The organism is Janthinobacterium agaricidamnosum NBRC 102515 = DSM 9628, from assembly GCF_000723165.1.
Classification (GTDB): Bacteria; Pseudomonadota; Gammaproteobacteria; order Burkholderiales; family Burkholderiaceae_D; genus Janthinobacterium; species Janthinobacterium agaricidamnosum.
In genome coordinates, this window is sequence record NZ_HG322949.1 from 159,388 (window position 1) to 170,899 (window position 11,512).

At 51.6% G+C, this 11,512-nt stretch carries 11 protein-coding genes; 6 read left to right on the top strand and 5 right to left on the bottom strand.

Features of this window, described 5'->3' with window-relative positions:
* The 3 genes from GJA_RS00675 to GJA_RS00685 form a co-directional block, all read right to left on the bottom strand.
* Complete coding sequence (locus tag GJA_RS00675; protein WP_038487625.1) at positions 1-3,120, bottom strand: AAA family ATPase; 3,120 nt, start codon at positions 3,118-3,120, stop codon at positions 1-3.
* Positions 3,121-4,887, bottom strand: coding sequence for a hypothetical protein (locus GJA_RS00680; RefSeq protein ID WP_038487628.1), 1,767 nt, complete (start codon positions 4,885-4,887; stop codon positions 3,121-3,123).
* A 329-nt stretch (positions 4,888-5,216) separates the two neighbouring features.
* On the bottom strand, positions 5,217-5,522 hold the full coding sequence (locus GJA_RS00685) for a cyclic-phosphate processing receiver domain-containing protein (protein ID WP_038487633.1): 306 nt from the start codon (positions 5,520-5,522) through the stop codon (positions 5,217-5,219).
* A 190-nt stretch (positions 5,523-5,712) separates the two neighbouring features.
* Here GJA_RS00685 and GJA_RS27005 point away from each other — a divergent pair, with 190 nt between their 5' ends.
* From GJA_RS27005 to GJA_RS27010, 3 genes are all read left to right on the top strand, one after another.
* The gene (locus GJA_RS27005) at positions 5,713-5,994 is read left to right on the top strand and encodes a hypothetical protein (RefSeq protein ID WP_144241389.1); all 282 of its coding nucleotides are present in this window, start codon (positions 5,713-5,715) and stop codon (positions 5,992-5,994) included.
* 92 nt (positions 5,995-6,086) lie between these two features.
* Positions 6,087-6,779, top strand: a complete 693-nt coding sequence (locus GJA_RS00690) for a helix-turn-helix domain-containing protein (protein WP_038487636.1) — start codon at positions 6,087-6,089, stop codon at positions 6,777-6,779.
* A 68-nt stretch (positions 6,780-6,847) separates the two neighbouring features.
* On the top strand, positions 6,848-7,549 hold the full coding sequence (locus GJA_RS27010; protein WP_144241390.1) for a hypothetical protein: 702 nt from the start codon (positions 6,848-6,850) through the stop codon (positions 7,547-7,549).
* A 529-nt stretch (positions 7,550-8,078) separates the two neighbouring features.
* Here GJA_RS27010 and GJA_RS00700 read toward each other — a convergent pair.
* On the bottom strand, positions 8,079-8,549 hold the full coding sequence (locus GJA_RS00700) for a hypothetical protein (RefSeq protein WP_144241391.1): 471 nt from the start codon (positions 8,547-8,549) through the stop codon (positions 8,079-8,081).
* 157 nt (positions 8,550-8,706) lie between these two features.
* Positions 8,707-9,753, bottom strand: a complete 1,047-nt coding sequence (locus tag GJA_RS00705; protein ID WP_167541077.1) for a CAP domain-containing protein — start codon at positions 9,751-9,753, stop codon at positions 8,707-8,709.
* Positions 9,754-9,994: 241 nt separating this feature from the next.
* Here GJA_RS00705 and GJA_RS00710 point away from each other — a divergent pair, with 241 nt between their 5' ends.
* The 3 genes from GJA_RS00710 to GJA_RS26440 all read left to right on the top strand — a co-directional run bounded on the left by GJA_RS00710 (position 9,995) and on the right by GJA_RS26440 (position 11,278).
* Positions 9,995-10,270, top strand: coding sequence for a helix-turn-helix domain-containing protein (locus GJA_RS00710; protein ID WP_038487649.1), 276 nt, complete (start codon positions 9,995-9,997; stop codon positions 10,268-10,270).
* A gap of 83 nt (positions 10,271-10,353) precedes the next feature.
* Complete coding sequence (locus GJA_RS00715) at positions 10,354-10,665, top strand: hypothetical protein (protein WP_144241392.1); 312 nt, start codon at positions 10,354-10,356, stop codon at positions 10,663-10,665.
* Between the two features lie 214 nt (positions 10,666-10,879).
* The gene (locus GJA_RS26440; protein ID WP_061301681.1) at positions 10,880-11,278 is read left to right on the top strand and encodes a hypothetical protein; all 399 of its coding nucleotides are present in this window, start codon (positions 10,880-10,882) and stop codon (positions 11,276-11,278) included.
* Positions 11,279-11,512: the final 234 nt, after the last annotated feature.

Here is an 11,512-nt window from a genome sequence, read left to right on the forward strand (position 1 = left end):
CTAACTGACAACCGTGTCTGCGGTCGACGCACGGGTCAGCGGAATGGTCTTGAACGATTCGCCGAGAAAGCCGAACTTCCGCGTAAAGAGCGAAGCAATTCGGGTGTCTGCCGTCGCAAAGAATATCTGCCGATTAGAGTTTACAACCAAGTCGCGCAGATAGTCGAGAAACGACAGCGCATTCAAGTCGTCAATATGCGCAATTGGGTCGTCAATCAAAATAACCGGTGGTGCCGAAGTCGCGCTGCGATTCATCGCCAAGAACGCGGATAGTGCGAATGCAGCACGCTGCCCAGTACTTATCTGCTCAAGCGATCGTTTCTCATGCGTGGAGGATGTCTGCAGGAGCATTTCACCGCGTCCGACATATTCGTATTCGTTCGGAGCATGAATACGACTAAAAATATCATTAATTTCAGCGCCGATGGCATCCAGCGACTTCTGCGATGCCCGCTCGAGGGAACACTCGCTAAGGAGCAGTTCTAAAGTATCTTTCGCAGCCAGATAGTTGTCAGCCTGTTCCGACGCCAGTTTCAACTGCCTATTCAATTGTTCGATGCGATTTGTCAGCGTTAAAGTACTCTCCGATGCCGTGGCGTCAATCTTGACCGCCTGTATCGCCTCCGAATGGACTCGTGCGGTGCCAATCACCCCTACACTCAATTCAGCAAGCGATGCGCTGTTTTCGAAGTCCATGAGGCTTTGCAAAGCACTCGCTCGACTCTGAATTGAGAGGATTTCACCTTGCATAATGACCAAGGACTGCGTGCCAACATTTTCTTTTGCACGCGTGTTCCAACCTTCGACGATAGCTGTGTTACTAATTTCTGCAAGTTGCTCTGAAGCGCGATTGCACAATTCGAGACTCTCGCTCTCCTGCTTTCGAGATTCAGAGACTGCTTCGAGATGCTTTACGCGCACCTCGCCAATAGCAATCGCATTGAGTTCTGCTTCCGAAGCGCCATGAATCGTGGATATCGCATTCCGGAGGAGGTCATGTTCATTTATAGTCAAACCGGAGTTGGCAAGTTGCTCCCAGTTCTTGTTGGCCGCGACAAATTCCAACTCGACCTTGACCAATTCAGCTCTTAACTCTGCTAGCCTGGTAGGAATCGTGGCGCAGGCCGCATCTGCCGCAAGGTTTATGGAGTCTGCAATTTGCTTCAAGAACTGGAGAGAATTGACTAAGCTTTGTAGGTGCTTAAGCCTCTCCCGAACCTGAGCAAGTTGAGCAGTAACTTCCGTGAGCTCGCTTGGCTGTTCAAGCGCGCTAGTAATTTGATCGACAAGGACAGCCAAATCCTGAGGTAAATATTTTGCCCGGCAGATCGGACAATCATCCCTCGAGTGGCCAGCCTCGAACGTGGCCTCCGCAGCTGCTCGTAGTTGACGCGCCGCTTGCGCGCGCGCAGAAGCTACCTTGCCAAAATTATTGGACAGACTCTCCAAATTGGTCACTTGGGTGGTGGCATTTCGGACATCATTGTTCGCCTCCCGAAGGGCGGCTTCTAAAGATATGGATGCGTACTCTTCAGGCACCTCGGGAATATTGCCATTTGCATACACGCCGAGTCGGCCCAACGCGCTATCAGCCGCTGTTTTAGCTTTCGTGACGTGAGCATGAGCGGCAACGAATCCGCTGTTCACGTAGGTAAGCCAACGATCCAATACTTGAGATGCGCGTTCACCGGCCAACGCCTGCTCAGCATGCCGCTTTGCCTCCTGCGCATATCGCGTGCGGTCACTGTCAAGCGGACGAGCCTTCGCGAGTACCAATTCAAGCTCTCGGCTCCGCGCCGAAATAGCGTCTAAAGACACTGCGGCTGAACCCGCTGCCAACATCGCTTGAATATGGCTAAGTGCTTCCGGGAGGCCATTTGCTTCGTCCTCGGTCGTGAGAGGCGTTGTCGCTCTGGGAGCCTTCCACCGAAGTGCATCTAAAGCGGCGCGGAACGCCTCCGTAAGAGCTTTGCCGTTGGACGGGCACTCCTGCAAATCCTTGAGTTCCTGCTGTGCTACCTCGAGTTTCATCCGCATCTCGTCAACCTTCAGACCGGCCCGTTCGTGAGCGGTTTCGACTTCGGGTGAGATTTTGGTCAAATAATCCCAAATCGTTGAGGCATCCGCACCGACCAGCAACCGGCTCAAGTCATCTGGAATCTCCGACGGCTCAAGATCTGTTGAAAGTCTGAACGCGGCATCTGTATCAAGGAAATTGTATCGGGTGAACGCGCCCAAAATCGACTTTGCGAGTCGCTCATCGCGGTTGTACCAACTGAAGCAGCGCGCCCTGATGCGACCGGACTCCGTGGAAGAGGGCAGCGGAGCGATGTTTCCGACCAATGTGCCAGAAATCTTCGGAGTCTCTGGGTTCCCTGGTCTGCGGTTGTGACCGCAGTAGAAGTACTCAATAGCTTCGAGTAGAGATGTCTTTCCTGTCCCGTTCGGTCCAACGATGAGAGTGACCTGGCCGAACGAATACGATTTTCCGTCGTGTATTGGACGGAACCTATCAATGGAAACGGACGCAAGCCATTTTTGAGCGAGAGCAGTATCGACGGGGTTGAGAGTGAGGGTCTTGTCGGCAACTGGCACACGCTTGGCTGACCGAGTACCGATGCGCTCTACCACGGCTTTTCGAGCGGGACGGTCGAGAAGCTCATCCAGGTCGGCAGCCGCAAGCCGCTTCTCCCATTCGCCGACAACGTTGAAGTCTTTGCCGGAAGTACTTGAAGTAAAGTGCTGAGCGGCTCCCAGCAGAGCCTCAAGCTCGTCTTCGGAGACAACGCGCTTTCGGGCGTACTCTTTATCCGACTCGATCGCAGCCTTGGCGTCCTCGAATCCATTCTGGTCCCGCGACTTCGGGCCTGCAACAATATAAAGATACTTGTTCCATCGCAGATCGCCAAGCGTGCCGAAGAAGTCATCGCCCAGGATTCGCTCCTGAAAATCACGAAGCTCACCGGCGCGGCCGACAACATTGTCGGCAAGGTCGACGTATGCGATGGCGTAGCATTTTCCATCATAGAGGCGTTCGGCGCACACCACTGCGTCCTCCACCTCCTTTACGTCACCCAACAAGTCGACTACCTTCTGGCGAGCTGATTGAAGTTGTTCCATTTAATACTCCTCGGTGATGGATGTAGCGCTGCCACCGCCGTGTGTGATGTCGGTAAGCTGGGGAATGTTCGCGAACTCCAGCCGGGTCTCTCCAGCTTCGTTCATCGAGTGATAGCAAACGGCAATACGATGCTTGTGTTTATCATTGTTTTCGAGACGAAGCAGTTCGTACGCCGCATCGCTCACGTTGCGTACGGTGTCGGAGCTCGGATCCATTCCAAGATAGGCAACCAGTGCAGGCTGCGAGCCCTCCTTAAATACGTTGGTATGGGGAGTTTGGGGATGCCACATGACTTGAGCACCACCACCCCTGAGGTCCTGAATTTGGCGTGGCAGATTCTGCGTACTGAGGATAGTGTTAAGAGCAGCGACCTTTTTCACCCGAACCTCTCGCACTTCTCGTGCTTGCTTGTCGCGGTCGAGAGAGAGCGTGATACGTCGCACGATTTCGTCCTCCCCTAATTTACATGCGTCGAGCTCAACAGCCCGGAACCAAGTCACCTTGCTCTTTGCAAGACCACAAGATAAGGCGATGGCTCGCTCTACTTGTAGTCGGCTTTCCATGTTCTTTAGGCTCGCTAAGGCCCCCACTTGAGGCGTCAGTTCGAAGAGTTTAGAGAGGCCCGGATCCGGACATTCAGCGTTAGGCTTCCAGTCCTGATGCGCCTCATCCCATGTGTAGCGGACATCCAACTTCGGTCCCAAGTGGTTGTCGTGCAGGTATGAGCCAGTTTGAACCACCTTCGCAACGGTCAGTTCAAACGCGGCAGCGTTGAAGTGGAAGTGGAGCACATGCCGGTGCTTGACGTGCTTTGAATAATACAGACCCAGTCGCTCATTGCTATCGACTTCATCATCATTAGAGGAGCATCGATGGTCGGAGATATACCATGCTGAGCCGCTCTCGTTTTTCCAAGCCTCGCGCTTTCCACCAGGTGCGTCGTACTGAACCATGTTCTCGGCCCAGTTCAAACAAACGATGTCGCAGTTGTTCAGATCCTTGTTCTTACTGAAGGTATCCAGACGGTATCGCAGATAATCGCTGTGCCTCGGCTTCGGGTTCAACTGTATGTGAATGAGCGTGGCGAAGCGAGTTAGTTGGCTACGGACTTTCTCGTCCGACGCCACATTGAAGGCATCCGAGCATATGATGGTCGAAAGCGAGAGTACATCGTCGGGACCTTTGAACTGGTAGATGATGTTTCCGCAGCGGAGGTTCTTGTTCTCAAAAAAATGGTCATCTCGTGACGAAATTGTCTTGAACTGCAAGAGAACGACTCGACGGTCGTTACCGCCCTGATCCTTGGTCACAAAACAATACGCTACCGGGTCGTAGTAGATACCTTGCACGGCCGCGGCAGTGTCTTTATCGAAGATAGCGTCGCAAAACCCAGCGCAGTCCGCTTCGAATTTCTCAAGTTGCGCTGGTGTCATGCTCTCGCAACCAAGAACCCACAAGGTTCCAACGGCCGGGAACGTGACTCCCTGAACGCAAGTCACGAGGGTCTTGATGGGCAGATAGTACTCTGGGGTGACAACTAATTGCTGGCCCTTCGCAATGGCAAGCTCAAGGAACTTCATTGCCTGCGTATCGGCTAAATCAATATCCATCGGACCAATGCGCGTGTTATCGGCCAAGATGGGGCCGGCGGGCTGAAGCAAGAGCGCGCGATACGATTGGTCGTTCGGGTTCAGCACATCCAGTGACGGATTCGTCAGTGAGCGAGCCTGCAACAGGTCTTCCACATCACGGATAAAAATGGTCAAAAAATTCCCCTTCCAGCATCAATTGCCTAATCGTTATGTTGGCTGCATCTTAGCAATATTTTACTGGTTGCGGGGCGCGAAGATATCCTTGAATTTTCCGTCTTCTTCATGGGACGTGCGGCATCTGTGCGAATGCCCTTCATGACGTAATTCCGTAACGGCTAGCCACTAGGGCAGAGACTGGTATATCGCTGCCTGAGCAGGCAGAAAAACGCCGGGCGGTATTATGCGCTCGGCGTTTAGATATTTGGACTCGTGGCATGCCAACCGCCATAACGAAATAGCTACGTGACATGCGCAATATTCAACGTGTCCCTAGAGGCCCCCCCTCAGCTGCCTTTACGCCTGGCAACTAACCGGTAGATCGCAGCGATTCCTGCCTCCATCTTCTGACGAGCGGAACTATTGGCCGAATGAACAGAAATCATTGGCGGATTGAAATTACGCAATGCGACAGCTTCTTCAAGCCACAAAACAACGTCATATCCGGTGCCTCGCTCGTCATCTCCAAGATCATGGTCGAGGCTGATCTCGTTAACGCCGCCGGCCGCCAATAGTGATATCGCCTCGTCAGGCCAGTACACCCGAATCCATCCATCAGGCGTATTTCGCTCGTCATCGAGGTAGACCTTCATTTGCTAATGCTCCGGAATGGCATGCGGGGCACGCGTGCCCAATTGGCGATAATACCTGAAGCTGGCGCCCGCGTTCATCGTACGCCAGGCTTATGGCACGGGCCAGTCACTCGAAACCAAGGCCCAAGCAGGATAAACAGCAGCGACTGGTATGCTACAGTCAACGCCGTATACCTATAGGAAGAACCGCATGAAAGCCATAAAACTAGCACATGACCAGCAATGGATACGCCGTTCCGAAGCAAAGTACGGGTTACGGACGGTCACACACTGTGGCTGTGGACTGTCTAAGGTTGAGTCATTGATAATTGAAGGCGAATCCCATGATGATGAACCATGGCTTTCAATGGGAAATTACCGTTGTAACAGTTGCGGCATTTACGGCTATTGGGAACCCGCACCCGACACGGGGCAGGTCGTTGGCGACACCGGAATCGCAACTCCAGACAAGATTATTTTGCAAAATAGTTGATGTGTGTCCGGTCGCTGTCGGGGTGCTGTCGTGTTAAGGCTTAGAGAGTTTGCGCATACTCGCTCTATTACTTTAACTTAATGGAGATTGCGATGAGTACCAACGAACAACCTCAGCCCCGTTTGCTTACGCATGAGGAGCTGGCCGCTCTGATTAAATTGTTTCGACATATCCGAGGTTGGTCGCAAGAACAACTCGCTGACATCTCTGGCCTCAGCGCTCGGACCATTCAACGAATCGAGCAAAATGCACCTTCCAGTTTAGATACTCGCCGCGCGATAGCAAAGGCGTTCGAATTTGAAGATATTGATGCGCTTAGCAAACCGTTCATGATTCCAACGGACGAAGAGGTTGCCGAAGCCAAGAAGAAATTTGACTCGGAAAATATCATGCTCAAGGCGACGGCGCTGACAACGGGCAGGCAGTTTGCTCGCCTAGTTGAGGCCAATAGCATGGACTTGTCGGTGCCGGCCTTCGAAATGAGCCGAGCTGCAGATGAGGAATTTGCAGAGCTCGTCGACTACTTCCGAGAATACCGCGACTGCTCGGATCTATATTCAGAACTTCAAAAATTCGAAGTGTATGATGTTTTGCAGGATTATATTGACAAGTTAAAGCAATTAGACGTGTCGCTATGCTATTCAGTCCGAAAATTACTTCTGAAGTTTGGAACGGATGCTGATGTGACACCAACGCCAACAACTGCGCTTTATGTTGTCGCGTTCCCGTTAGGAAAAGAGCCAACAGAGTTTGCCACGCCCCGTTCTGCCGGGATAAAACTCTGAGAGGTGGATGCCTGTGTCTTCACTAAAAGACGATGATGAACACTCGATGCGCAAAGAAAATTAAACATATGACAAGAACAATTGATGACGCGATTGCTTCTAGTGTAGTTTTTCTTGTGGCCGTCGTAGAACTAGATCACCTGGACCGTGTTCGCTGCCAAGCGGTCGGGTGTGGGCATACAATTTACCGCCGTGTGCATATTACATTGGTGAATGGATCCTTTCAGCTCCTTGGCTCAACATGCTTTTCAAAAATTTATTCTTATCTTCCCATAGCGAACAGAACGCCACAATTTAATGGTGCGTCGGGCCGTCAACTGTCGGACGAAGAGCGAGCACTTATCTTGTCGAACACAGCAGATTTCGTGGCCTATCTTGAACGGCTCGATCAAGAGCGCCTGTTAAATGAAGCCGTCATGATCGATCCGGTTCGGGCACGATCCGTCGCCGGTATCGCACCAATGAAGAGCAGTGGAAAAATAGCGATTCAATCAGACAGGACTGCCTTGGAATACATGTGGCGCCGTGGTGTGCGACCTCAAAACTGTGAATTCACCGAAGAGATGGCTAATCGCACATCGCAACCCAAGGAGCGTCTGGTCTTGCGCTGCTACCTTCATGGTGCATACGGCGATCCGTGGTCTTTTGCACAGTGGGTCTTAAATAGGCATGGCCTGGAGCATTCGATTACTCTCGACGTACTCCATGCTTATAACCTCATCGAACTCCTTCCGGCATATCGCTTCATGCATGAGCAAAACACCAAGTAGAAAGGCAAGGATTGAAGCTGACCCACGCCCCCCTGTGTCGCTGTCTGAGCAGGCAGAAAAATGCCGTGCGGTATTATGCGCCCGGCGGTTGTGGCATGCCAAACGCCACAACGAAATAGTTACGTGCAGTTAGGCGCCAGTCCTGAACTGCCAATTCTTATTGACCATCACACTATTAACGCGGCCGGAGCCCCATCTATCTAAATCGACGACTCGCGGCCAAATCGGCGACGGACTGACCAATTATGTGTGAGCTGCCTACACTAAAGACGCGGTTTCGAGGCTGCGCGCGTAGCAGGATTTATTGGGAAGTTCTTAGCTTCACAGGCTTCCACCAATGCAGCGAGGGCCCGTAAACGCTCCCCTTCGAGCGTCCCAAGTTCCGCAGACATAAGTCCGTCGACTTCTTTGAGTACCGCCGCATATTCCGCTGTGGTTTTAATACGTTTAGTCGACATTGGATATTTTCCTTCCATGACCGGCATGCCCCAAACGCCACAACGGAATAGCTACGTGACATGTGCAATATTCAACGTGTGCTTAGTGGCCGTCGTTTCGCTGCAACAAACAGTTGCTCAACTTGTTTGAGGCTGCTCTGATCAATTGTTGCTCGATCGCCAAGCTCTTGTTCGCCGTCGTCCGTCATGTAGAGAATAACTTCCTGCTCGCTATCTTCCTGACAGCGCCATATTTCCTTTATCACAGTCCAGCGCCAAATTTCAATTTGACCGGACTTCGGTGGTGCAAGCTTTACGATTTGATATATTTTTTTCGAAGAGCTGTTGCGAGCCTGCTTGCAAAAGTTCAACAGATCTTCCTCATCCCATAGCATCATCCCTTGGCTGACCCATGTTCCGCCCTCCTTGCACGCGAAATTTAGAAGAAAATAAGCCTTCCATATATCTATGCCGACCGTACGCCAGGTCTTGAATCCGGGCGTACGCATGAAAGGAAACGGTTGGACTTCATGTTGCTCATTCGTTGTGATCATCGTGGTCAACCCTTTCTCGAATAACAGCACCTCCCGTGCGCACCGGGGGCTCGATCTCGCGCGTTTCGGACGCCAGCAGTTCGCGAATCACCACCCCAGCGCATGGCAAGGCGTCAGGTGATCGCGATCGTCTCGACCTCGATCACACCGGCGCAGGCTGGCATTATTAAGCGCCTGTCGTGAACTGCCAGTTCTTATTGACCACCACATTATTAACACGCCCGGAGAATTTCACGGAAAAGGTCGTCTTCGCCTTTAACGTTCCTTGGGCCACTAAGAATGCGATGTTAGATGTCAGATAACGATTTGGATCATTATCCTTCGTCATAAGCCGTGCATCCAGCGGCGCTGTTGCGCCCGCCTCAGTGATGGTGAATGTGATTACTTCAAGCGTAGTACCTTCCTTAGTTGCTACGCTCACGGGATAGCCGGTTTTAGTTGGGAAGTCATCGGTGCTTGTCGAGAGGTCAGGGAACGGATTTGGGGTCTCGACACCAGTGTACCGACCAACACCAGTTTGATTGGCGGCGGGATAAACGCCCAGGAAATCGCTGGCGTTCGATTGTGGGGTGACGTAGCCTAATTCAAGGGTGAAGGTCTGTGACGAGTCTTGCCCCACTGCAATTCCAACTTCACGGTCTCCCTGAACCATTAAACCGGCTCGGTGATAGATAGTCTTTGTCAGGGTCGACAAGGCTGCCTGGCCTCCTTTGCCGCCGCCGAAGGCAAGTTCTTCACCAACATACGCACTGGAATAACCTGCGGACTTCGCGCGATCCCACTCTTGCACACCAGTAAAGTTGGGGTTGCTCGCAGCCTCGATGTGGAACATAGGACGGCCTGTAACCGGATCAAAAGTTCGCATGTCAACAGTTCCGCCCTTCAATACATCGTTCGTGAGTACGTATTGGAGGTGATTTTGCGCCGATTTATCCAACATTGCGTTCTGCGCCAAAAGCCCCAGGCCGACTTGTTGACGGAATTGGTTGAGTTCCGTTACGAATGCGAATTCAGGACTATTTGCAGCGTAAGTAAGAGCCGGCACCGAAGTTTGAAGATCACCAGGCGTAACAACCGGCGTTGTCGGTGGAGCAGGGACGACCGCCACTGGTGGCGAACTTGGCGAGGAGGAATCGCTGCCACCGCCGCCACCGCAAGCAGCAAGGGAAATGGCAATAGTGGTCACGGTGATTGTTTTCTTAATTTTTTTCATCTTGTGCATCCTTAATCAATCGAATCCCTCGCTGTTGGCAACTCTCCGAAATAGGGGTTGTGATTTGGCTCAGGTGCTAAGGTCCCATAGCATGGGATCTTCAGGTTTCGGGATGAGTATAGTTTCCAATAGCAATTTTGTCACTCATAGTGAGTGTACCTATAGCGCGGGTAATCATAGGGAGTGGCTACATAGTAGCCAGATTCTTATGCTCTGATCACCCACAACTTTGGTGACATCTATGACATACAATCCGAGAATCGATCCCCAAATCTTGTTCGGGCAACGGGTTGTACAACTGAGGAAGGTTCTTGGGTGGAGCCAGGAGAAACTGGCCCTGGAGTCTGGTCTGGCCAGAAGCTACGTGGGAGGGATCGAGCGTGGACAGCGAAACATTGCGCTGGTCAACATTTGTATTTTGGCCGCGACATTGGGAGTGCCGCCCAACGAAATGTTGAACTTTGAGACGGTATCTAAACCAGAAAAAAAATCTTCGGCGCCAACCGCAGAGAAGTAGAAATCGAGAAGCATCGCCGAATATGCGCGGCGAAGCTTTGCACACGTTTGACACTTTTTGGCATTTCTGACTTGCATCAGATCATGCAAATCGCTATGATTTTGCTGTCGGCCTCCGGCAATTATCGCAACTACCTTCCAAAGAGAGATCTTACGGTGCCTTCGGTATCGTTTGCCAACCATACCACTCAAGCGAAGTCGTACCAGAAGTACACCCAAGCCCATGTTTCGGCCCACAAGCAGAGCAACCAATCGACGCAATACAGCGTCAATTTCACTGCTGATGGAGGACTGGAAATGAACTTGAAAAAACTGAAAACCCCGAGCATTTTGCTCAAAAAACTTGCAGTTGGTGTCACCTTTGCAGCACATACCGCCACGAGTGGGGCAGCGTAAGCTCTCTCAATGTTAGCCTCACGCTAAGTACCTTGTCATGTCCTACTCTCCTCTTCGCCTTAGGGTAGAAAAGCAGGTACGATCATGAACGGACAGGTGATTACAGGTTGGGTCTTCACCAGCTACTTGAAAAAATTCCAGCACCAAGTTGCCTAAATTGCCTCGCCGAGCAGCGACACCTATCCTTAAAATATCAGTCGATGGAAATATAACAATGAACTATTGGGTTGTTGGTGCTATGTGGGGCGGAAAAGATGATGTTCTGTCTGAATTCCTTACGCGGGGTTATTGGTATTGTTGGGATGTAAAAACAACTGTTCCAGACGGGAATGCACAAGGGAATGCCATCGCGGTTCAACAAGACAGGTTCCGTGGGATACGCCCGGGTGACCGCATTGCAGTCAAAAAAATGCTTGGACAAGGCTCTTCCGAAATGAGCATCTTGGCAATCGGAATAGTCAAAGTCGTCGATGTCGAGGAGTGGCGAGTCTACGTAGACTGGATGCCAATTGGCCCGATGGCGAGGAAAGTCCCACTGCGTGGCTGCACAGCATCTGTCCATGGCCCGTTTGAAAGCTCAGACCTATGGGTTCACCAAGTTTTTCATATCTAGATGTCGCGGGGTCTGGGCGTGTAGGACTAGTGGGAGACAGGCCTACCCACAAATCAGGGCCATAACCGCGTTCTTGCACCAAAAATCGAGTTATCTGGGTTACTACCTACATATGATACTGCTGCGGACGAAGAGTCCTCAACAAGCAATAGGGCCAGATGCTTCTACCAACATTTTTTAGTAGGCATAACCGTTCTGAGGCCTAGTAGTTTCTGGTTTGTAAACTAAGCCCTG